Here is a 21,719-nt window from a genome sequence, read left to right as displayed (position 1 = left end):
CCGTGCTGCTCTGCATCGACATCGGTAACACCAACACCGTGCTGGCGACGTTCGACGGGGAGAAACTGGTCCACTCCTGGCGGATCAAGACCGACGCCCGGTCCACCGCCGACGAGCTCGGGCTGATGTTCCGCGGCCTGCTGGCCGGCGACGCGGTCGAGATCACCGGGGTGGCCGCCTGCTCCACCGTTCCGGCCGCGCTCCGCTCGCTGCGGAACATGCTCGCCCGCTACTACGGCGATATCCCGAGCGTCGTGGTGGAGCCCGGAGTGAAGACCGGCGTGCAGCTGGCCATCGACAACCCGAAGGAGGTGGGCGCGGACCGGGTGGTCAACACGCTGGCCGCGCACGCCCTGTTCGGCGGTCCGTCGATCGTGGTCGACTTCGGCACGACGACCAACTTCGACGTGATCAGCGCGCGCGGTGAATTCCTCGGCGGCGCATTCGCCCCCGGAATCGAGATCTCCTTCGACGCGCTCGCGGCCCGGGCGGCGCAGCTACGCAAGGTCGAGCCGGCGAAACCGCGTTCGGTCATCGGCAAGAACACCGTCGAATGCCTGCAGTCCGGCATGTATTTCGGCTTCGCCGGACAGGTCGACCGGATCGTGGAGCGGATGGCCGAGGAGTTGGGGGAGCTGAAGGCGGTGATCGCCACCGGCGGGCTCGCCCCGGTTGTGATGGGGGAATGCCGGAGCATCACGCACCACGAGCCGATGATCACGCTGATCGGGCTGCGGATGGTCTACGAACGCAACATCTGACGCCGCGCGTGGCGGCGGACGCGCCGCCACCTTCGATGGCAGCCGGGCCGGAACCAGTCATCGCGGACACGCCGTTCCGGTCACACATTCCGTCGCCCCGTTATCCGGTAACCCGGCAGATGGGCCTTGAGTACGCTTGCCGAAACCGCCGAAGCCATTTCTGAGGAAGCTTGACGTGACCGAGCAGACGCCCGCAGCTTTTGACGTGACCGACGACCTACCGGAGCAGATGCGGGTCCGCCGGGAGAAGCGGGAACGCATGCTCGCCGAGGGCGTTCAGCCCTATCCGGTGGGCTATCCGCGCACCACCAGCCTCGCCGAGCTCCGCGACCGCTTCGCCGAGCTGCCGACCGACACGGCCACCGGGGAGACGGTGTCGGTGACCGGACGGGTGATTTTCCTCCGCAACACCGGCAAGCTCTGCTTCGCAACGCTTCGTGAGGGCGACGGGACCGAGTTGCAGGCCATGCTCTCCCTCGACCGAGTCGGCCCGGAGCGGCTGGAGGCGTGGAAGCGCCTGGTGGACCTCGGGGACCACGTCGGCGTGACCGGTGAGGTGATCACCAGCCGTCGCGGTGAGCTCTCTGTTCTGGCGGAGTCGTGGGAGTTGACGGCAAAGGCGCTGCGGCCGCTTCCCGTGGCGCACAAGCAGTTGAGCGAGGAGGCGCGGGTCCGGCAGCGGTACGTCGACCTGATCGTGCGGCCGCAGGCCCGGCAGACCGTGCGCACCCGCTCGACGGTTGTCCGCAGTCTCCGCGAATCGCTCTACCGGCGCGATTTCCTCGAAGTCGAGACGCCGATGCTGCAGTTGCTGCACGGCGGCGCCACCGCCCGCCCATTCGTGACGCACAGCAATGCGCTCGATACTGATCTGTACCTGCGAATCGCTCCGGAACTTTTCCTCAAGCGTTGTGTGGTCGGCGGCATCGACCGCGTCTTCGAGATCAACCGGAACTTCCGTAATGAGGGCGTGGACTCTTCGCACTCGCCGGAGTTCGCGATGCTCGAGAGCTACGAGGCGTACGGCGACTACGACACCATGGCCACGCTCACCCGCGAACTCGTGCAGGACGCGGCGCGCGCGATGACCGGATCGCACGTGGTTACCCACGCCGACGGCACGGAGTTCGATCTGGGCGGCGAGTGGCGGTCGGTAACGCTCTACGGCGTGCTTTCCGAGGCGCTGGGCGAGGAGGTGACGGTCGAGACCGACATGGCGCGTCTGGTGCAGTACGCCGAGAAGCACAATCTCCCCGTCGACCCGAAGTGGGGACCGGGCAAGCTCGCCGAGGAGCTTTTCGAAGAGCTTGTCGTGCCGCGGCTGCGCCAACCGACGTTCGTGCGCGACTATCCGATCGAGACCAGCCCGCTCACCCGCGCGCACCGCGAGCGGCCGGGCCTCGCCGAGAAGTGGGACCTTTACGTGCTCGGCTTCGAGTTGGCGACGGCGTACAGCGAACTCGTCGACCCGGTTGTTCAGCGTGAACGACTGGTTACGCAGGCGCAGTTGGCGGCAAAGGGCGATGACGAGGCCATGCAGCTGGACGAGGACTTCCTGCGCGCCATGGAGTACGGAATGCCTCCGGCGGGCGGCATGGGAATGGGAATCGACCGGCTGCTGATGGCCCTGACCGGCCTCGGTATTCGGGAAACCATCCTGTTCCCGTTGGTTCGTCCCGAGTAGTTCGCGGGTCCTATTGACGTCCGGCGCATCTTTCAAGCTATTGTTCTCTTGTTTGCGGAACACCCTGCTCGAAAGGATACCGGCCCGTGGCCAAGCAGATCATTCACAAGCTGGTCGACGACCTGGACGGCGGCGACGCGGACGAGACCGTCAAGTTCTCGCTCGATGGCGTTCAGTACGAGATCGACCTGTCGACGAAGAACGCCGACAAATTGCGGAACGTATTCGCCCCGTACGTGGCGGCGGGCTCGAAGATGGGCCGCGGCGGCGTTGTGGTCGGCGGTCGCGCGGCCCGCGGGCGCGGTGGTGCCGCGGCTGACCGCGAGCAGAACAAGGCGATCCGCGCCTGGGCCAAGAAGGAAGGCAAGGACATCTCCGACCGCGGCCGGATCCCGCAGGAGATCGTTGACGAATACCACGCCAAGGCGGGGCGCTGAGCTCTGCCCGAACAGGGCTGGCCATCTGGCACCGGGACCGTGGCGCGTCTGCGCCGCGTACCCGGTGCCTTTGGGTTTTCTGTCCTTTTTTAAGGGTGGTTGTCCGCTCCTGTGAGTTGTCCACAGCCGTGGACGGGTTGTCCACAGGCTGTGGACGGAAGCGTCGGGGGCTGTGGACGACGCTACGGCGCGACGCGCTCGGCGGGATTTCGCTCAGCGCGTAGACGGCTCGGCGTGGGGAACAGCCGTGGAGCCTGCACAGTTGGATAAAACGTCGCGGAGAGGGTCCGGTCGGGCAAGACACGGCAGGAGCAGAGTCGGTCCGCGGCGATAGAGTGTTGCCACGGGCGTCCACCTGGACGTCCGGGCGCTGGCCCCGCCAGATCAATGGCGCACGGCACGTGAGGAGCACGAGGGCATGTTCGAGCGGTTCACCGACCGAGCGCGACGGGTTGTCGTCCTGGCCCAAGAAGAGGCCCGGATGCTCAACCACAACTACATCGGCACAGAGCACATCCTGCTCGGCCTCATCCACGAGGGTGAGGGCGTGGCGGCGAAGGCCCTGGAGAGTCTCGGTATCTCCCTGGAGGGCGTCCGCCAGCAGGTCGAGGAGATCATCGGCCAGGGTCAGCAGGCGCCGAGCGGGCACATCCCGTTCACGCCGCGGGCCAAGAAGGTGCTGGAGCTGTCTCTGCGCGAGGCGCTGCAGCTCGGCCACAACTACATCGGCACGGAGCACATCCTGCTCGGGCTGATCCGTGAGGGCGAGGGCGTTGCCGCCCAGGTGCTGGTCAAGCTCGGCGCCGACCTCAACCGGGTGCGCCAGCAGGTCATCCAGCTCCTCTCCGGCTACCAGGGCAAGGAGCCGGCCGCTGCCGGTGCCGCCCCGGGCGAGGCCGCGCCGTCGACCAGCCTCGTGCTGGACCAGTTCGGCCGCAACCTCACCCAGGCCGCCCGCGAGGGCAAGCTCGACCCGGTCATCGGGCGCGAGAAGGAGATCGAGCGGGTGATGCAGGTGCTCTCCCGCCGCACCAAGAACAACCCCGTCCTGATCGGCGAGCCGGGTGTCGGTAAGACCGCGGTCGTCGAGGGGCTCTCCCAGAAGATCATCAAGGGTGAGGTCCCGGAGACGCTCAAGGACAAGCAGCTCTACACGCTTGACCTGGGTGCGCTGGTGGCCGGTTCCCGTTACCGCGGCGACTTCGAAGAGCGGCTCAAGAAGGTGCTCAAGGAGATCCGCACCCGCGGGGACATCATCCTGTTCATTGACGAGATCCACACCCTGGTCGGCGCCGGCGCCGCCGAGGGCGCGATCGACGCGGCGAGCATCCTCAAGCCGATGCTGGCCCGTGGCGAGCTGCAGACCATCGGCGCGACGACGCTCGACGAATACCGCAAGCACCTGGAGAAGGACGCCGCCCTCGAGCGGCGGTTCCAGCCGATCCAGGTGGGTGAGCCGTCGCTGGCCCACACCATCGAGATCCTCAAGGGTCTGCGCGACCGTTACGAGGCCCACCACCGGGTGAGCATCACCGACGCCGCGCTGGTGGCCGCCGCCACGCTCGCCGACCGCTACATCTCCGACCGGTTCCTGCCGGACAAGGCGATCGACCTGATCGACGAGGCCGGCGCGCGGATGCGCATCCGCCGGATGACCGCGCCGCCAGACCTGCGTGACTTCGACGAGCGCATCGCACAGGTGCGTCGCGACAAGGAGTCCGCGATCGACGCGCAGGACTTCGAGCGGGCCGCGCAGCTGCGCGACAAGGAGAAGCAGCTCCTCGGGCAGAAGGCCCAGCGGGAGAAGGAGTGGAAGGCCGGCGACCTCGACGTCGTCAGTGAGGTCGACGACGAGCAGATCGCCGAGGTGCTGGGCAACTGGACCGGCATCCCGGTCTACAAGCTCACCGAGGAGGAGACCTCCCGGCTGCTGCGCATGGAAGATGAGCTGCACAAGCGGGTCATCGGCCAGGAGGACGCCGTCAAGGCGGTCTCCAAGGCCATCCGCCGCACCCGGGCCGGCCTCAAGGACCCGAAGCGTCCGTCGGGCTCGTTCATCTTCGCCGGTCCGTCCGGCGTGGGTAAGACCGAGCTCTCCAAGGCGCTCGCCGAGTTCCTCTTCGGCAGCGAGGACGCGCTGATCCAGCTCGACATGAGCGAGTTCCACGACCGCTACACCGTGTCGCGGCTGGTCGGGGCGCCCCCCGGCTACGTCGGGTACGACGAGGGTGGCCAGCTCACCGAGAAGGTGCGCCGTCGGCCGTTCTCGGTGGTCCTCTTCGACGAGATCGAGAAGGCCCACCCCGACGTGTTCAACACGCTGCTGCAGATCCTCGAGGACGGTCGGCTCACCGACGGTCAGGGGCGCATCGTGGACTTCAAGAACACGGTGATCATCCTGACCACCAACCTGGGCACCCGGGACGTCGCCAAGGCGGTGTCGCTCGGCTTCCAGGCGTCGGAGGACCAGGAGTCCAACTACGAGCGGATGAAGCAGAAGGTCAACGACGAGCTGAAGCAGCACTTCCGCCCGGAGTTCCTGAACCGGATCGACGACACGATCGTCTTCCACCAGCTCCAGCAGACCGAGATCCTCTCGATCGTCGACATCATGATCCAGCGGATCGAGACTCAGCTCCGCAACAAGGACATGAGCATGGAGCTGACCGACAACGCCAAGAAGTACCTGGCGAAGAAGGGCTTCGACCCGGTGCTGGGCGCCCGGCCGTTGCGTCGGACGATCCAGCGCGACATCGAGGACAACCTGTCGGAGCGGATCCTGTTCAACGAGCTCAAGCCGGGTCAGATCGTGGTCATCGACTGCGAGGGCGACCCGGAGGACACCGACAAGTCCAAGTTGGTGTTCCGCGGCGCGGAGAAGCCCGTCGCCGTGCCGGACGCCGTGCCGGCAGACCTCGGCGGGACCGCCGCCGCTGGTGCGGACGAGTAATCGGCTGGTCAGTTAGGAATCGGCCCCGGTCGAGCGGCTCCGCCGCCCGACCGGGGCCGATTCGTTTCTGCTCACGACTTCCGGGTCACGTGACGTGGTGGTCGCCGGCGAGCACACAGGCGTCGCCGACCACCTCGACCAGCCCGTCCTCGACCAGACCCGCCAACGCCCGCGACCGCTGCACGCCGTCGGCCCAGACCAGGTCCAGCCGCTCGCGCGGCACCGGACCGGCCGTCTCCCGCAGTACGGCCAGCAGCATTCCCCGGACCTGCCGGTCCGTGCCGGCGTACCGCTGCGGACGGCGCGTCGGACCGGTCGGCGCGGGGCGGCCCGAGGCGTGCCAGGCACACGTCAGCGCCACGGGGCAGTCGCCGCAGCGGGGCGCCCGGGCGGTGCAGACCAGCGCGCCGAGCTCCATGAAAGCGGCGCTCGCCCGGGCCGCGGCGGCCGGTTCAACCGGGAGCAGCGCCGCCGTCGCCACGAGATCCGCCGGCCGGGTCGCGGGCCCGGCGTCGGGTTCGCCAGCGACGGCGCGCGCGACGAAGCGTCGTACGTTGGTGTCCACCACGGGATGCCGCTGCCCGTACGCGAACGCCGCCACCGCGCGCGCCGTGTAGGTGCCCACGCCCGGCAGCGCCAGCAATTCGTCCAGATCCGTCGGGACCGTGCCGCCGTGCCGCTCCACGATCGCGATCGCACACTCGCGCAGCCGCAGCGCCCGCCGCGGATAGCCCAGCCGGCCCCACATGCGGATCGCCTCAGCCGGGGTATCGGCCGCCAGCGCCGCCGGGGTGGGCCAGCGGGCGAGCCACGCCCGCCAGGCCGGCAGCACCCGGACGACCGGGGTCTGCTGCAGCATGATCTCGCTGACCAGGATCGCCCACGCCCCGACGTCGGGCTCCCGCCACGGCAGATCGCGCGCGTTCTCGTCGTACCACCGGGTCACCGCGGCGGCGAGCTTCGTCTCCGACATAGCGCCGTCGATCCTGTCACGCCCCCGCCGTGCCGTGCCGCCGGGTCACCGCCGGGGGATAGCCTCCGCATCCGGATGCGGTCCGGGGCCGCATGACGACCGTCACGTCCCGCAGCGTGGACGCGCCGGCCAGGTCACCCCGGCCGCAGCTCCGGATCGGGCAGACTGCCCGGATGAATGAGCTCGCGATCACCGTGATCGGTCAGGACCGGCCCGGCATCGTCGCGGACGTCGCGGAGGTGCTCGCCGGGCTCGGCGCCAACCTGACGGACTCGACCATGACCCGGTTGCGTGGGCACTTCGCGATGACGCTGGTCTGCTCGGGGCCCGCCGTCGCCGACGTCGAAACCGCGCTCGAACCGCTGACCGCCGACGGCCAACTGCTGGCGACGGTACGGGCGGTCCGCTCCGACGGGCAGGCTTCGCAGGCCGGCGAGCCGTACCTGATGAGCGTGTACGGCGCGGACCGCCTCGGCATCGTCGCGGCGGTGACCCGCGTGCTGGCCGAGTCCGGCGGAAGCGTCACCGACCTCACCACCCGGCTGACCGGGCCGCTCTACGTCCTCATCGCCGAGGTGGAGTTGGCGCCGGACGTCGAGGAGCAGGTGTCGGCCCGGCTCGCCGAGGTGGCCGCCCGCCTCGACGTCGAGGTGACCCTGCGGCGCTCCGAGTCGGACGTGCTGTGAGCGGCGAGACTACCGCCCTGGGTGGCTGGGATGTCGACGCGCTCGGCGTACCGGGGCAGGTACAGCCGGTCGTCACGGCTCCCGACGCGGTGCTCAGCCGGGCGGGTGAGGAGGTGGACCCGACCTCCGCGGAGACCGTTCAGCTTGCCGCGGATCTGATCGCCACGATGCGGGTGTCGCCCGGCTGTGTCGGTCTGGCCGCCCCGCAGATCGGCGTCGGCGCCCGGGTGTTCGCCGTCGACGTGACCGGCCATCCGAAATCGCTGACGGTCCACGGGACCTTCGTGCTCTGCAACGCCACCCTGGTCGACGCGACGCGGTGGCGGCCGGGCCGCGAGGGCTGCATGTCGGTGCCGGACCTGACCGGTGACGTCAAGCGCGCGAGTCGTGTGGTGGTGGAGGCGGTCCTTCCCGGGACCGGCGAGCCGGTACGGTTGTCCACCGACGGGTTCGAGGCGCGTGCCCTGCAGCACGAGATCGACCACTGCGCCGGGCTGCTCTTCCTGGACCGGGTCGCGGGGGCGCATGCGGTATACCAACGCAAGGTGTACCTGTGACGCACAACGGTCTCTGAAATCGGGGACGCGCCTGTGCGCGTCACCCCGGCGCGTCGCCGGGACCGACGCGATCCACCCCGATACGGTGAGGGCATCATGCGACTGACGGTCGGCCCACTGCCATCCGCCGTCTACTGGCGGCGACGAGCCGTCGTGCTCGGCGCGTTGTTTCTGTTCCTGATGGTCCTCGCCTATTCCTGCAGCGGTCCCGGACGTTCCGGCGAGAAGACCGGAGCGAGCGGCTCATCGAGCCCCAACGCTCCGACGCCGACCGGCCCGGCCCTGCTGACACCGGAGACCGGTGCCCCGCCCGGGTCGGAGGAAGCCGTTCCACCGGCGGAGAGCGCCGACCCGCCGGGTGAGAGCCAGCCGGCCCCGGAGCCGGCCGCGCCGGGGGTGCCGGTCGGTGACGCGTGTACGGACGCGGAGATCTCGGTGACTCCGGTCGCGTCGCAGAACGCCCCCAAGGTGGGTGTGACGATCGAACTCCGGCTGAAAATCAAGAACCTCGCCAACCGCACCTGTAGCCGCGACGTGGGCGCGGACCTGCAGGAGATCTACATCAAGCTGGCTGCCCAGCCGGTCTGGTCGTCCGACAAGTGCGGCGTCCTCAAGGGGTCGAGGGTGGAGGCGTTCGCGCCCGGCTTCGAACGCGAATATCAGGTCTCCTGGAACGGCCGGGACTCCAGCCGCTGCGCCAACGGCACGGCTGCCGGCCCGTACCCGCAGCCCGGCGAATACCAGCTCTTCGGTCGCGTCGGCAGCAAGGTGAGTGACCCGGTGAAGCTCACTATCAAGGCCTGACGGTCAGACGTAGCGTTCCAAGATGGAGGCCTCGGCGAGCCGGGACAACCCTTCCCGTACGCCGCGGGCGCGCGCGTCGCCGACGCCTTCGACCGCCTGCAGATCCTCGACGGTGGCGCCGAGCAGCCGCTGCAGGCTCCCGAAGTGATCGACCAGCCGGTCGACCACCATGCCGGGCAGGCGCGGCACCTTGGCGAGCAGCCGGAACCCGCGCGGGCTCACGGCGGCGTCCAGGGCGTCGGATGCGCCCGGATAGCCGATCGACTTGGCGACCGCGACCAGGTCGATCAACTCGGTCGACGTCAGCAGATCGAGCTCGACCAGCGCCTCGTCGAGGGTGCGGGCCTTCCGGCCGATCGGCAGGTAGTCGCGGATGACCAGCGTGCGGTCGGCGTCGACGCCGGCCATGAGCTCGTCGAGCTGCAGCGCGAGCAGCCGGCCGTCCGTGCCGAGCTCGACGACGTAACCGGAGATCTCGTCGGCGATCCGACGGACCATCTCCAGGCGCTGTACGACGGCGACCGCGTCGCGGACCGTCACCAGGTCCTCGATCTCCAGGGCGGAGAGCGTGCCGGAGACCTCGTCCAGCCGTAGCTTGTAACGCTCCAGCGTCGCGAGCGCCTGGTTGGCGCGGGACAGGATGGCCGCCGAGTCGTCGAGGACGTGCCGCTGCCCGTTGACGTAGAGGCTGATGATCCGCATCGACTGGCTGACCGAGATGACGGGGTAGCCGGTCTGCCGGCCGACCCGCTCAGCGGTGCGGTGGCGGGTGCCGGACTCTTCCGTCGGGATGGACGGGTCCGGCATCAGGTGCACGGCGGCCCGCACAATGCGGGTGCCGTCGCTGGAGAGCACGACCGCGCCGTCCATCTTGCACAGCTCGCGCACGCGGGTGGACGAGAATTCGACGTCGAGCGGGAAGCCGCCGGTGCAGAGCGACTCGACCACCTTGTCGTAGCCGAGCACGATCAGGGCGCCGGTGCGTCCCCGCAGGATCCGCTCCAGGCCGTCGCGCAGCGCGGTCCCGGGGGCCATCAGGGCGAGGTTGGCGCGGAGTGGGTCCCCGGTGGGGCCGGACCCGCTCAGGGTGCTCCCGCTGACGCTGATGGGGCGCGCAGGCGAGCCGACGACGCCGGCGCGGCCCGGGGGGCTGGCGCTGGCGGCTCTGTTCGCATCGCGGTCGATCGGCACGGGCACAGTCTACGGACCGTCATGCGCTCGGTGCTGTCGCGGTTACTGCGCTCTGCCCCGGGCGGCCGGGCCGCAGCGCGCGGCGCAGGAGAGGGATGCGGCTACGCCCGTCGATCCGGAGGCCGAAGGCTGCCCGGTTGAGCCGTGTTGGCGGCTCTTGTCCGGCGGTGCCGGCCGGAATAACCCCTGGCGGACGCCGCGGCGGCATCACTCGGCCGACACCTTTGCCGCCCACTGCAGCGCCGCGCGGACGTCAGTGACCTCTGTCACGCGCATGTTCTCCGGCTTAACTCCGGTCGATTCGGGCCCGCAGCCGGGGGGCACCAGTGCGAACCGGAAGCCGAGGCGTGCGGCCTCCGCCAGGCGGCGGGGAACCGCGCCGACCCGGCGCACCTCGCCGGTGAGCCCCACCTCGCCGATCGCGACCAGCCGCGGTGCGATCGCCAGGTTGAGCCCGCCGGAGGCGACGGCGAGCGCGACGGCGAGGTCCGCCGCCGGCTCCACCACCCGGATGCCACCCACGGTCGCCGCGAAGACCTCCCGGTCGTGCAGGGTCAGACGCTCGGTGCGGCGCTGCAGCACGGCGAGGACCATCGCCAGCCGGGCGCCGTCCAGTCCCGACACCGTGCGTCGTGGTGATCCCGCCACCGTCGCCCCGATGAGCGCCTGCACTTCGGTGAGCAGCGCCCGGCGACCCTCCATCGCGACCGTCACGCAGGTGCCGGGAACCGCCTCGGCGTAGCGGGTCAGGAAGAGCCCGGACGGGTCGGCCAGGCTCGTGATGCCGCCTTCGTGCATCTCGAAGCAACCGACCTCGTCGGCGGCCCCGAACCGGTTCTTCACACCACGCACCATGCGCAGCGACGAATGCTTGTCGCCCTCGAAGTGCAGGACCACGTCGACGAGGTGCTCGAGCACCCGGGGCCCCGCGACCTGACCGTCCTTGGTGACGTGGCCGACCAGCACGGTGGCGATGTTGCGTTCCTTCGCGATGGAGACCAGCGCCGCGGTGACCGCGCGGACCTGCGTGACCCCACCCGGCACGCCCTCGGTCCCCGGCGTCGAGATGGTCTGCACCGAGTCGAGCACGAGCAGCCCCGGCTTGACCGCGTCGAGGTGGCCGAGGACCGCGCCCAGATCGTTCTCCGCCGCCAGGTAGAGCTGGTCGTGCAGGGCGCCCATCCGTTCCGCCCGGAGCCGCACCTGGCTCACCGATTCCTCGCCGCTGACGACGAGCGAGGGAGTGCCCGAGCCGGCCGCCCACTGCTGGGCGACGTCGAGCAGGAGGGTCGACTTGCCCACCCCCGGCTCACCGGCGAGCAGCACGACCGCGCCGGGCACGAGTCCACCCCCGAGCACCCGGTCGAGCTCGGCCACCCCCGTCGGGCGGGCCTTGGCCGGCGCGGCGCTGATCGTCGAGATGGGGCGGGCCGGCTCGGCGGGCATCCGCGAGCTCACCACCCGGCCGGAGACGACCGGACCCGTCAGGGTCGACTCGATCACCGACCCCCACTCGCCGCACTCCGGGCACCGCCCCACCCATTTCGGGGGCTGGTGGCCGCAGGCGTCGCACTCGAAGGCCGGCCGGGGCTCGCGCGATCGCGCGGCAGTGGCACGGGGGCCGGATCGGGAAGTCACGGCAGAACGCTAGCCAACGGGTAAGACGAAACGGGCCGGGCGTGGCTCGCCACGCCCGGCCCGGCCGGTAACTCGTTGTCGTGCTCAGCCGTCAGTGCGCCTTGGTGGCGTCCTCGTGCTCGTTGCTGCCCCGGGGCGCCGGGCTGAGCGGCACGACCATCGGCGCTGTCGTCCGGATCTCCTGCCGCTTGCCGTTGCGCTCGAACTCGAAGAGCAGGTTCACCGACTTGCCGGGGACGAACGCCTTGTCGAGCCCGGTCACCTGCAGCGGCTCGCGGCTGTCCACGCCGAAGTGCACCGAGCCGCCGGCCGGGACGGTGATCACCGCGGGCCGCTCGGGCTCCCGTGTCGGGGAAGCACTGGCGGAAGGGCTCGCGCTCGCCGAACCACTGGGGCTCGCGGAACCACTGGGGCTCGCGGAACCGCTCGGGCTGGCCGAACCGCTGGGGCTGGGCGAAGCGTTCGCGCCGGCCGCGCCACCCGGGGTGGCCGAGGCGGAGGGGCTCGCCGAAGCGCCACGGCCGAGCACGACCGACCGGCCGGACACCAGGGTGTCCCCGGCCGTCGGGTCGGTCGACGGGGCGCTCGTGACCCGTACGGAGATCGGGGCATCGGACGCGTTGTAGATCGCCACCGTGATCGGCGCGCTGCCACCCTGCGGGTAGCCCTTCGTGTCCTTGTAGGCGACCAGCAGATTGCGCAGCTGGATCGAACCGTCCGCGGAGTCGACGTTCACTCCCGGCACGGCCGACGCCTTCGCGGCGGTTTCGGCGATCTGACCTGCTCCGCAGCCGGACACCAGCAGGGTGGTGGCGGCGGCGCCGGCCAGCAGCACCGCGGCCCGGCGCGTTCCCCGGATCGAGCGCGTCACGTGGGTCCTCCTCGTTGCGATCAGCGCCCGACACTGGGCACCGGGCGCGGTGGTTACACCCGCGCAGACCGCGTTCCAGCGTAGTTGCCCGTGATCCGCGATCGGCGCCGACCCGCCATTCCGCGAAACACCACGTCACACCACCCGGCCGACGGCCACCAGCAGCAGCACGTCGACGACCGCCACGACCATCACCGCGCGGAAGACGGCCACCGACCGGGCTCCCCGCCGTTGCGCGGCGCGGCTGGCGTACCACCCGACGGGCAGCACCACGGCGGCGGCCACGACCGCGGCGAGGCCGGCCGACGACGGCGGTCCGGGCGGTCCGAAGACCAGCACGAGCGTCGCCGCGAGCAGCAGCCCCATCGCGGCGAGTCGCGACCGCGCCGGGCCGATCCGGTGCGGAAGGCCGCGCACGCCGGTCCGGGCGTCGTCGTCGAAGTCCGGCAGCACGTTGGCGAAGTGGGCGCCGCCGCCGAGCAGCGCCCCGGCGGCGACCAGCCAGACCGGAGGGGCGGGACTGCCGGGCAGCGCCAGCACGACGAAGGCCGGCAGGGCGCCGAACGAGACCATGTAGGGGAGGACGGAGACCGGGGTGGTCTTGAGCGGCCAGTTGTAGAGCAGCGCCGACACCAGTGCGAGGGTCATGCAGGCGGCGGCGACCCCGTTGGCGTGCAGCGCCACCAGTGGTGTGGTCAGCGCGGCCAGCACCCCGGCGATCACCACGGTCCGCCGGCGTACGGCGCCGGTCGGGATCGGCTTGTCCGCCCGGCCGGCCAGCGTGTCGCGATCCGCGTCGAGCGCGTCGTTGATCCAGCCGACGGCGAGTTGGCTGGCCAGGATCGCGCCGGCGACGGCGAGCCCGGTGCCGGGCTCGTGCCCGACGCCCCACGCCAACAGGGCCGTTACGGTGGTGACCGCGACCGCGGGCTCGGGGTGACTCGCGCGGACCAGCCCCATCCCGGATCCGGACCCGCGTCGCGATGCCGGCGCGCTGCGGCGGAATCTGTCAGACATGGCCTAACACCCCAGATGACATAGGGGAAGTCTGGTTGTTACCGGGCGGTCGTGTCACGCTCAGAACCATGCGCAATCTGCCGCGCAACGATCCCCGGCAGTACGACCGGCTGGCGGGGGAATGGTGGCGGCCGGATGGTGCCTTCGAGCTGCTGCACTGGCTCGCCGAGGCCCGGGCGAGGCTCGTGCCGCCCGCCCGCCGGCCGGACTCGGTGCTCCTCGACATCGGGTGCGGGGCGGGGCTGCTCGCCCCGCACATACGGGCGAAGGGCTACCGGCACGTCGGCGTCGATCTGGTGCGTTCCGCATTGGATCAGGCGGCGGAGCACGGGGTGACCGCGATCGTGGGTGACGCCGCGGCGCTTCCGGTCGCCGATGGCGCGGTGGACGTGGTGGCCGCCGGTGAGCTGTTGGAACACGTTCCCGACCTGACCGCGACCGTGGCTGAGGTCTGTCGGGTGCTGCGCCCCGGCGGGTTGCTCGTGCTGGACACGCTCAACGCCACGCTGCTGAGCCGGGTGCTCGCGGTCGGGCTGGGGGAGCGGATGCCCGGGGTCCCGCGCGGCATCCACGACCCGGCGCTCTTCGTCGACCCGCGGCGGCTCGCGGCGGAATGCGTCCGGCATGGCGTGCGCCTGGAGGTCCGCGGCGTCCGGCCGACCGTCCCCGCCCTGCTGCGCTGGCTGCTGCGGGCGGGCCGGGGGGCGCCCGCCGCCCGCCGGGCGCAGATCGTGCCGACCTGGTCGACGGCCGTGCTCTATCAGGGGCGGGGGGCCAAGGACGGGAAGCGCCCGGCGTCGATGGGTACGGGGTAGGACCGAAGGGGGAAGTCATGACGGTGGATGCGGTGGGGGTGGCGCGCCGGCTGGCGCCGCGGCTGGCGGCGCGGGCCGGAGAGTACGACCGGACGGGCGGGTTTCCGGTCGAGGACTTCGCGGAGCTGCGGGACGCGGGACTGTTCGGGCTGATGGTGCCGGCCCGGCTCGGCGGCTCGGGGGCGGGGTTCGCCGAGTACGCGGCGGTCGCCTACGAGCTGGCGCGGGGTAACGGGGCGACGGCGCTGGTGTTCAACATGCACGCGTCGGTGACCGGGGCGCTCGGCGCGGTGACCGAGGAGTTGGCCGAGGCGTTGGGGGTGCCGGACGAGGCGCTCGCCGCGCGGGACCGGCTGTTGGCGCAGGCGGCGGCCGGTGCCTGGTACGCGGTGGCGATGAGCGAGCGTGGCGCCGGCTCGCGCCTCTCCCAGCTCGCCACCGTCTACGAACCGGTCGACGGCGGCTATCACATCAAGGGGGCGAAGAGCTTCTGTTCGGGCGCCGGGCAGGCCGACGCGTACCTGGTCGCCGCCCGCAGCGGCGCCGACCAGTCGGTGGTGTCGCAGTTCCTCGTTCCGGCGACGCTCGACGGTTTGCACGTCGAGCCGACCTGGGACTCCCTCGGCATGCGGGCCACCTCGTCGCACGATCTGCATGTGGACGTCACGGTGCCGTCCGACACCCTGCTGGGCGGGGTGGAGGGCCTGGCCCTGGTGGTCGCGCAACTGATGCCGCACTGGATGGTGGCGAGCTACGCCGCGGTCTACGTCGGGGTGGCGCAGGCGGCGGTCGACGCGGCGGTCGAGCATGTCAACGCCCGGCGGCTGGCGGGGCTGTCGGCGATCCGGTCGCGGATCGGCCGGGCCGAGGCCTGCGTCGCGGCGGCCGGCCTGGCGGTCGCCGAGGCGGCGCGCCGGGTCGACGAGGCGCCGGGCGAGACGGAGACCAACCGTTGGGTGTGGCGGGCGAAGCTGCTGGCGGGCACGACCGCGGCCGAGGTCGCGGCGTCGATGCTCGAGGCGGCGGGGACGTCGGCGACGCGGCGGGGACATCCGCTGGAGCGGCTCTACCGGGACGCGCGCTGCGGGTCGCTGCATCCGCCCACCTCCGACGTCTGCGCGGACTGGCTCGGCGTGGCCACGCTCGGCGGGGACCCGGACCGCGACGGATCGGCGCCCCGATGGTGAGCGTGCCGGTCATCGCGGGGCTGGGTGTCGCGCTACCCCCCTCGACCACCCAGGACGAACTGTGGCGGGGCTTCTTCGCCGACCGCTACGCGGGAACGACGCGGGCACTCGCTGAGCGCATCTTCGCCAACTCCGGGGTGACCCGGCGGCAGGCAGCGGTCAGTCCGCTGCTGGAGGACGTCGGGGACTGGCCGACGGAGCGGCGCATGCGTCGCTACCTCGTCGAAGCGTTGCCGCTCGGTAAGGAGGCGGTCGACCGGGCGTTGACCGCGAGCGGACTGGCCGCCCGCGACCTCGGGCTGTTCGCGGTCTGTTCGTGCACCGGATACGTCACCCCCGGCCTCGACATCCTGCTCGCCCGGGACATGGGCATGGGGGCCGATACACAGCGGCTCTTCGTCGGGCACATGGGCTGCTACGCCGCCCTGCCCGGCCTGGGCGCGGTGACCGACTTCGTCGCCGCGCGGGGGCGCCCGGCGTTGCTGCTCTGCGCGGAGCTGACCAGCCTGCATCTGCAGCCCTCGGCGATCAGGGTGGACACCCAGCAGATCGTCGCCCACGCGCTCTTCTCGGACGCCGCGGCCGCCGTCGTGGTCGCTCCGCACGCGGGGTCCGGGTACGCGGTGCGCGAGGTGGCCGCCGTGACGGACACGTCCACCGCGGACCACATGACCTGGGATGTGACGGACCTCGGGTTCCGGATGGGACTGTCACCACGGGTGCCCCAGGTGCTCTCGCTGCACGTACGTGGGCTCGTCGACCGGCTGCTCGAGCGGCACGGGCTGGGGGTGGCCGACGTGGACGGCTGGGCGGTGCATCCCGGCGGTCCCCGGATCCTCACGGTCGTCGAGCAGCATCTCGGTCTGCCCCCGCAGGCCCTGGCGGCGTCCCGGGCGACCCTTGCCGATCACGGCAACTGCTCGTCGCCGACCGTGCTGCTGATCCTGGACCGGCTGCGGCGTGCGCCGAGTCCACCACGATGGACCGTCATGCTCGCCTTCGGTCCGGGTCTGACGCTCTACGCGGCGCTGCTGGAGTACGTGCCACCGGCATGACCTGCCGGCTCGTGGCCGACTGCCCGTCCTCACCGGCCGGCAAGGAGCGCGAGGTCGGCGCGGTACTCCTCCGCTGTGCTGCTCGCCGGTACCAACCGCACGATGTCGGCGGCGGCGTCGACCAGCAGCACGGTGGGTGTTCCGCGCGACGCCGTGACCTTGACGGAGGCGCGCAGTTCGCCGGTGGGGTCGGCGAGCGCCCGTACGGGCGCACCGGACGGCCCCGTGCCGACGGCCGGGCTCGGCGAGGTGGCGATGGTCACTGTCACGACCGTGACTCCGGTAGGCGCCGCTGCGGCGGTCGCCGCGATCTGCTCCGGGCAGGAGCAGCGGTCGGTCAGCATGATCACCGCAGGCAGCAGCCCGCGGAGCGGGACGGTGACCCCGTTCGCGTCGACGACCTCCAGCGCGGGCAGGGAGCGAATGGTCGGGCTGCCGCCGGGCGGTCCGGTCTGTCCGACGAGGCGACGTTGTGGCCCGGACCAGGTGACGGCGAACAGACTGGCCAATGTCGTGAGCACGGTGATGGCCATGATGAGCAGGGATAGGCGCAGCGACATCGGCTCGGGAGCGTCCGGTGCGGGAGCGGACGCACGCGCGCCGACCGGTTGTCCGTGGTCGTGGAGCAGGGCTTCGCGGCGCAGCTCGGCGCGGACCAGGACGGCTTCCGCGGCGAGTTCGGCGGGATCGTCCGGGATCACGACGGGGCCCCAACCCGGGGGCAGTTCGGGCAGGTCGTCCGGCCATCCTTCGGTGTTGCCCGGTCTGGCCATGGCCGCCCCCTGCCGTCACCTGAAGATTGATCGGGGCCTCTGCCCAGGGTCCCGTATCGGGGCATGTACCGCCAGTGCTGGTCGGTCGCGTGCGGAGAGAGATATGCTTGAAGCACCGAAACGCCCTACATCCGATATTTACGACGATGCTTGCAGGCTGGTGATCCAAAGATCACGGAGCGTGTCGAAATCATCGGATCGGCCGCTTGTCAAGCCGGAGAAAGACCTCTCACAAGGCCTCTGAGCTGGGCTAATGGTCAGCACCGAAGTAGGACATCGGTGCCTGAGCGTGTTACCCTAGACACAGCGAAAGGGGTTTCGAACCTATGGTTTTCAGTGTCGGCGAGACCGTTGTTTACCCCCACCACGGGGCCGCACTCATCGAGGCAATCGAGACTCGGGTCGTCAAGGGCGAGGAGAAGCTGTACCTCGTTCTCAGGGTCGCCCAGGGTGACCTGACGGTGCGGGTGCCCGCCGAGAACGCCGAGATCGTCGGCGTGCGCGAAGTGGTCGGCGAAGAGGGCCTGGGCAAGGTCTTCGACGTCCTCCGGGCCCCGCACACCGAGGAGCCGACCAACTGGTCGCGGCGGTACAAGGCGAATCTGGAGAAGCTGGCGTCCGGCAACCCGCTGAAGGTGGCCGAGGTCGTGCGCGATCTGTGGCGCCGGGAGCGGGAGCGCGGTCTGTCTGCGGGTGAGAAGCGGATGCTCGCGAAGGCGCGGGACATTCTCGTCGGCGAGGTCGCGCTCGCCGAGAAGAGCACCAAGGACGAGGCGGAGAACCTCCTCGACAAGGTGCTGAGCGAAGCGTAAGGCTGTCTGAGCCAGTCGTTCGTTGCCATTTTCAGCGCAAGCTGCGAAGTCGAGGACCGCGACGTGACCGCGCATCTCAATCCGCGCGGTGACGTCGCGGTCCTCGTTCCGGCTGCCGGCGCCGGCGTCCGGCTGGGTCCCGGCGCGCCCAAGGCGCTGCGCCTCCTCGGTGGTGAGCCGCTGCTGGTGCACGCCGTACGCCGGGTGGCCGCCGCGTCGTCCGTAAGGACCATCGTCATCGCCGCCCCGGCGGCCGAGCTCGATGCCGTGCGGGAGTTGCTCGCCGCCGTCGCCCCGGTCATCGTCGTACCGGGGGGCGCCACCCGGCAGGAGTCCGTCGCCGCCGCGCTGCGGGCGGTGCCGCCCGGCCCGGAGATCATCCTGGTCCATGATGCGGCGCGGGCACTGGCGCCGCCGTCGCTGGTCGAGTCGGTGGCCTCGGCCGTGCGGGCCGGAGCCGACGCGGTCATTCCGGTGCTCCCGGTCGTCGACACCGTCAAGGAGGTCTCCGCCGACGGTGTCGTGCTCGGCACCGTCGACCGGTCCGCCCTGCGGGCGGTCCAGACGCCGCAGGGCTTCCGGCGCGACGTCCTCGCCGCCGCGCACGCCGCCGCGGGCGACGCGCTGACCGATGACGCGGGGCTCGTCGAGAAACACGGGGTACGTGTGACCACGGTGGCCGGCTCCGAACGCGCAATGAAGATCACCCGGCCCTTTGACCTGGTGCTGGCCGAGCATCTGCTCGCGACCTCCGCGCCGCACTGATCGGCGTACGCTTCCCGCGTGATCATTCCGCGGGTCGGCGTCGGCACCGACGTACACGCATTCGAAGCCGGCCGGGTGTGCTGGGTGGCGGGTCTGCGGTGGCCGGGGGTGGACGGCCTGGCCGGGCACTCCGACGGTGACGTCGCCGCCCACGCGGCCTGCGACGCGCTGCTGTCCGCCGCCGGCCTGGGCGACCTGGGCGCCAATTACGGCGTGGCTGAGCCCGAGTGGGCCGGGGCGGCCGGGGTGACGTTGCTCGCCGAGACCGCGCGCCGGGTACGTGCCGCGGGCTTCGAGATCGGCAACGTCTCCATCCAGGTCATCGGCGTGCGTCCGAAGATCGGACCGCGTCGCGACGAGGCGCAGCGGGTGCTCTCCGAGTCGATCGCCGCGCCAGTCACCGTCTCCGGGACCACCACCGACGGCCTGGGTCTCACCGGCCGCGGTGAAGGGCTGGCCGGCCTCGCGGTGGCAATGGTCTATCCGCGCTGACCCGGATGGGCGCCGGGCGGCTAGGCTCGGCCGCGTGTCCAGCGACCCCGCCTCCGACCAGGACGCCGCCGCGGAGGGCTACCTCCAGCGGGCGCGACTCCTCGCCGATCTCGGCCGCTATGGCGAGGCGGCGGATGAGCTCGGCTTCGCCGTTGCGCTCGGACCCGGCGATCCGGTGACGTTGACCATGCTGGCCCGCGTGCACCTCGCGGCGCGGCGGCCGGACGACGCGCTGGCGGCGGCCGACGCGGCGGTCTCCGCCGCGCCCACCGTCATCCCCGCGCTCGTCGCGCGTGGGCTCGCCCTCACCGACCTGCGCCGGTTCACCGAAGCGGCGCGCGTGGCCGACGACGTGCTGGCCCGGGCGCCCGAAGACGCCTACGCCCAGCGGAGCGCGGCGGCGATCCTCGCCGAGGCGCGCAACGGGCAACAGTCGCTCAACGCGGCGTGGCGCGGCGTGGAGTTGGCGCCGGAGGAGCCGGAGGCGCATCTGGTGCTGAGCCTGGTGGCAGCGCGGCTGGAGCTCTTCGACCTGGCCGAGCGGGCCTACCGGGAGGCCCTGCGGCTAGACCCACGGCTCGCCGACGCGCGGCACGACATCGGCGTGGTCCGGTTGGAGCAGCGCCGCTACGCCGAGGCGTTGGAGGACATCGCCGACGCCGTCGTGGTGCGGCCGACCCGGATCGACGACCCCCGTACGGCCGGCACCGCTCTGCGTCGCCTCGTCCTCTACGGCGCCGGGTACGGCATGGTCGCAGCCGTGGTGGTCGCGTTCGTGGCCGCCGGCAACGGACCGATGTCGCGGGTGTGGGCGGTGCTGCTGGCGGTCGGTGGCTTCGTCACCGCCGGGGTGCTCGCCGGCCGGGTGCCCGGGTCGGTCACCGCGATACTGCCGGGTCTGCTGCGCGCCGACCGTCCGCTCGCGCTGGCGATCTACGCGGTCGCCGCGGCGCCCTGCCTGCTCCTGTTGTACGCGCTCCTCGGCACGCCCTGGCCGCTGGTGCTGGCGATCGCGGTCGGCGCGGCGGCGGAGTTCGTGGTGTGGCGGCAGGTCCTGCCGCAGGAGTGACGGCTAGGCGGACGGACCCCGCCGCGCCCATGTCCAGGCGTATCCGCTGTCCTCGCAGGAGAGCGCGGGTTCGCACAGATCGAGCGGCCGGAACGTGTCGACCATGACCGCGAGCTCGTCGAAGTAGTCCGCGCCGATCGCGCGCTCGGCGGCGCCCGGCTGCGGTCCGTGGGTGAAGCCCGCCGGGTGCAGCGAGATGGACCCCTGCTCGATGCCGGAGCCGCGCCGCGCCTCGTAGTTGCCGCCGGTGTAGAAGAGCATCTCGTCCGAGTCCACGTTGTGGTGGTTGTACGGCACGGGGATGGCCAGGGGGTGATAGTCGACCTTGCGCGGGACGAACGAGCAGATGACGAAGTTGGGACCCTGGAAGGTCTGGTGCACCGGCGGGGGCTGATGGATTCGTCCGGTGATCGGCTCGAAGTCGTGGATCGAGAAGGCCCACGGGTAGAGGTGGCCGTCCCAGCCGACCACGTCGAACGGGTGGTTGGCGTAGACGTAGCGGGTCCAGCCGCGCCGGTGCTGCACGTAGACCTCGACGTCCTCGCCGTCGACGAGCAGCGGCTGGTCCGGTCCGCGTACGTCGCGTTCGCAGTAGGGCGCGTGCTCGAGGAACTGCCCGCGCACCGACAGATAACGCTTGGGCGGGCCGATGTGGCCGGTCGCCTCGATGGTCAGCAGGCGGAGCGGCCCGGGCCCGACGGGGACGATCCGGTGGATGACCGAGGTCGGGATGATCACGTAATCGCCGGCGGCGACGTCGAGCGCCCCGAAGGGGGACTCGATCCTGGCGGCCCCGGACTCGACGTAGAGGCATTCGTCGCCGATGGCGTTGCGGTACAGCGGGGAGGGGCGGTCCGCGACGACGTACGAGACGCGGACGTCGTCGTTGGCGAGCAGATGCTGGCGCCCGAGCACGGGATCGGCTCCGACCCCGTCGAGCTTGTGGGTGCGCAGGTGCCGGGGCTTGAGTGGGCGGTTCGGCACGCGCGACCACGCCGGTGGGTTGAACTCCTCGGCGGCCACGATCGCGGTCGGCAGGTGGCGGTGGTAGAGGAGCGAGGAGTCGGAGGAGAAGCCCTCCTGGCCCATCAGCTCCTCGGCGTAGAGGGTGCCGTCCGGCTGTCGGAACTGGGTGTGCCGCTTACGGGGCAGCTCGCCGACGCTGCGGTAGTAGGGCATGTC

20 protein-coding genes and 1 pseudogene are annotated in these 21,719 nt (G+C 71.3%); 14 read left to right on the top strand and 7 right to left on the bottom strand.

Going from position 1 to position 21,719, the window contains the following annotated elements:
* Nucleotides 1-2: 2 nt before the first annotated feature.
* The 4 genes from AB0J06_RS02480 to AB0J06_RS02465 all read left to right on the top strand — a co-directional run bounded on the left by AB0J06_RS02480 (nt 3) and on the right by AB0J06_RS02465 (nt 5,832).
* Nucleotides 3-761, top strand: a complete 759-nt coding sequence (locus tag AB0J06_RS02480) for a type III pantothenate kinase (protein ID WP_357423767.1) — start codon at nt 3-5, stop codon at nt 759-761.
* A gap of 229 nt (nt 762-990) precedes the next feature.
* Nucleotides 991-2,445 carry a lysine--tRNA ligase gene (gene lysS, locus AB0J06_RS02475; RefSeq protein WP_357423957.1) on the top strand — a complete coding sequence of 485 codons (1,455 nt, stop codon included), beginning with the start codon at nt 991-993 and terminating at the stop codon, nt 2,443-2,445.
* Nucleotides 2,446-2,531: 86 nt separating this feature from the next.
* Complete coding sequence (locus AB0J06_RS02470) at nt 2,532-2,882, top strand: Lsr2 family protein (RefSeq protein WP_357423765.1); 351 nt, start codon at nt 2,532-2,534, stop codon at nt 2,880-2,882.
* A gap of 418 nt (nt 2,883-3,300) precedes the next feature.
* A complete protein-coding gene (locus AB0J06_RS02465) occupies nt 3,301-5,832 on the top strand; it encodes an ATP-dependent Clp protease ATP-binding subunit (RefSeq protein WP_357423763.1) in 2,532 nt (843 codons plus the stop codon).
* Between the two features lie 85 nt (nt 5,833-5,917).
* Here AB0J06_RS02465 and AB0J06_RS02460 read toward each other — a convergent pair whose 3' ends face one another.
* A complete protein-coding gene (locus tag AB0J06_RS02460; protein ID WP_357423761.1) occupies nt 5,918-6,805 on the bottom strand; it encodes an A/G-specific adenine glycosylase in 888 nt (295 codons plus the stop codon).
* Between the two features lie 173 nt (nt 6,806-6,978).
* Here AB0J06_RS02460 and AB0J06_RS02455 point away from each other — a divergent pair, with 173 nt between their 5' ends.
* The 3 genes from AB0J06_RS02455 to AB0J06_RS02445 all read left to right on the top strand — a co-directional run bounded on the left by AB0J06_RS02455 (nt 6,979) and on the right by AB0J06_RS02445 (nt 8,852).
* Complete coding sequence (locus AB0J06_RS02455) at nt 6,979-7,491, top strand: ACT domain-containing protein (RefSeq protein ID WP_357423759.1); 513 nt, start codon at nt 6,979-6,981, stop codon at nt 7,489-7,491.
* Entirely contained in the window at nt 7,488-8,048 is a 561-nt protein-coding gene (locus tag AB0J06_RS02450) for a peptide deformylase (RefSeq protein ID WP_357423757.1), read from the top strand. Before AB0J06_RS02455 ends, AB0J06_RS02450 begins: the two co-directional genes overlap by 4 nt.
* A 96-nt stretch (nt 8,049-8,144) precedes the next feature.
* Nucleotides 8,145-8,852: a hypothetical protein gene (locus AB0J06_RS02445; protein ID WP_357423755.1), complete on the top strand. Its 708-nt coding sequence runs from the start codon at nt 8,145-8,147 to the stop codon at nt 8,850-8,852.
* Between the two features lie 3 nt (nt 8,853-8,855).
* Here the strand turns inward: AB0J06_RS02445 and disA are convergent, their stop codons facing one another.
* From disA to AB0J06_RS02425, 4 genes and pseudogenes are all read right to left on the bottom strand, one after another.
* Nucleotides 8,856-10,043, bottom strand: a complete 1,188-nt coding sequence (gene disA, locus AB0J06_RS02440) for a DNA integrity scanning diadenylate cyclase DisA (protein ID WP_357423753.1) — start codon at nt 10,041-10,043, stop codon at nt 8,856-8,858.
* Nucleotides 10,044-10,250: 207 nt separating this feature from the next.
* Nucleotides 10,251-11,681: a DNA repair protein RadA gene (radA, locus tag AB0J06_RS02435; protein ID WP_357423751.1), complete on the bottom strand. Its 1,431-nt coding sequence runs from the start codon at nt 11,679-11,681 to the stop codon at nt 10,251-10,253.
* Between the two features lie 91 nt (nt 11,682-11,772).
* Nucleotides 11,773-12,552 (bottom strand): hypothetical protein, encoded by a 780-nt coding sequence (locus AB0J06_RS02430; RefSeq protein WP_357423749.1) that lies wholly within the window; start codon nt 12,550-12,552, stop codon nt 11,773-11,775.
* Nucleotides 12,553-12,687: 135 nt separating this feature from the next.
* Nucleotides 12,688-13,558: pseudogene (locus tag AB0J06_RS02425) on the bottom strand (UbiA family prenyltransferase).
* Nucleotides 13,559-13,637: 79 nt separating this feature from the next.
* Here AB0J06_RS02425 and AB0J06_RS02420 point away from each other — a divergent pair.
* Genes AB0J06_RS02420 through AB0J06_RS02410 form a run of 3 tightly spaced genes read left to right on the top strand, consistent with a single transcriptional unit; the run spans nt 13,638 to nt 16,626 of the window.
* On the top strand, nt 13,638-14,384 hold the full coding sequence (locus tag AB0J06_RS02420) for a methyltransferase domain-containing protein (RefSeq protein WP_357423747.1): 747 nt from the start codon (nt 13,638-13,640) through the stop codon (nt 14,382-14,384).
* Nucleotides 14,385-14,401: 17 nt separating this feature from the next.
* A complete protein-coding gene (locus AB0J06_RS02415) occupies nt 14,402-15,571 on the top strand; it encodes an acyl-CoA dehydrogenase family protein (RefSeq protein ID WP_357423745.1) in 1,170 nt (389 codons plus the stop codon).
* Complete coding sequence (locus AB0J06_RS02410) at nt 15,565-16,626, top strand: type III polyketide synthase (RefSeq protein WP_357423742.1); 1,062 nt, start codon at nt 15,565-15,567, stop codon at nt 16,624-16,626. Before AB0J06_RS02415 ends, AB0J06_RS02410 begins: the two co-directional genes overlap by 7 nt.
* A 29-nt stretch (nt 16,627-16,655) precedes the next feature.
* Here the strand turns inward: AB0J06_RS02410 and AB0J06_RS02405 are convergent, their stop codons facing one another.
* Complete coding sequence (locus AB0J06_RS02405; RefSeq protein WP_357423740.1) at nt 16,656-17,399, bottom strand: hypothetical protein; 744 nt, start codon at nt 17,397-17,399, stop codon at nt 16,656-16,658.
* 326 nt (nt 17,400-17,725) lie between these two features.
* Between AB0J06_RS02405 and AB0J06_RS02400 the strand changes: the two genes are divergently transcribed.
* The 4 genes from AB0J06_RS02400 (at nt 17,726) to AB0J06_RS02385 (ending at nt 20,537) form a co-directional block, all read left to right on the top strand.
* Complete coding sequence (locus tag AB0J06_RS02400) at nt 17,726-18,211, top strand: CarD family transcriptional regulator (RefSeq protein ID WP_357423738.1); 486 nt, start codon at nt 17,726-17,728, stop codon at nt 18,209-18,211.
* 63 nt (nt 18,212-18,274) lie between these two features.
* The gene (gene ispD / locus AB0J06_RS02395; RefSeq protein WP_357423736.1) at nt 18,275-18,976 is read left to right on the top strand and encodes a 2-C-methyl-D-erythritol 4-phosphate cytidylyltransferase; all 702 of its coding nucleotides are present in this window, start codon (nt 18,275-18,277) and stop codon (nt 18,974-18,976) included.
* 18 nt (nt 18,977-18,994) lie between these two features.
* Nucleotides 18,995-19,468 carry a 2-C-methyl-D-erythritol 2,4-cyclodiphosphate synthase gene (gene ispF / locus AB0J06_RS02390; RefSeq protein ID WP_357423734.1) on the top strand — a complete coding sequence of 158 codons (474 nt, stop codon included), beginning with the start codon at nt 18,995-18,997 and terminating at the stop codon, nt 19,466-19,468.
* Between the two features lie 34 nt (nt 19,469-19,502).
* Nucleotides 19,503-20,537: a tetratricopeptide repeat protein gene (locus tag AB0J06_RS02385; protein ID WP_357423732.1), complete on the top strand. Its 1,035-nt coding sequence runs from the start codon at nt 19,503-19,505 to the stop codon at nt 20,535-20,537.
* Nucleotides 20,538-20,540: 3 nt separating this feature from the next.
* Here AB0J06_RS02385 and AB0J06_RS02380 read toward each other — a convergent pair whose 3' ends face one another.
* Nucleotides 20,541-21,716, bottom strand: coding sequence for a homogentisate 1,2-dioxygenase domain-containing protein (locus tag AB0J06_RS02380; protein WP_357423730.1), 1,176 nt, complete (start codon nt 21,714-21,716; stop codon nt 20,541-20,543).
* Nucleotides 21,717-21,719 lie beyond the last annotated feature (3 nt).

It is taken from the genome of Micromonospora sp. NPDC049679 (genome assembly GCF_040659735.1).
Taxonomy (GTDB): Bacteria; Actinomycetota; Actinomycetes; order Mycobacteriales; family Micromonosporaceae; genus Micromonospora_I.
Note: the sequence above shows the minus strand (reverse complement) of the source record. Positions and strands in the feature narration are given on the sequence as shown.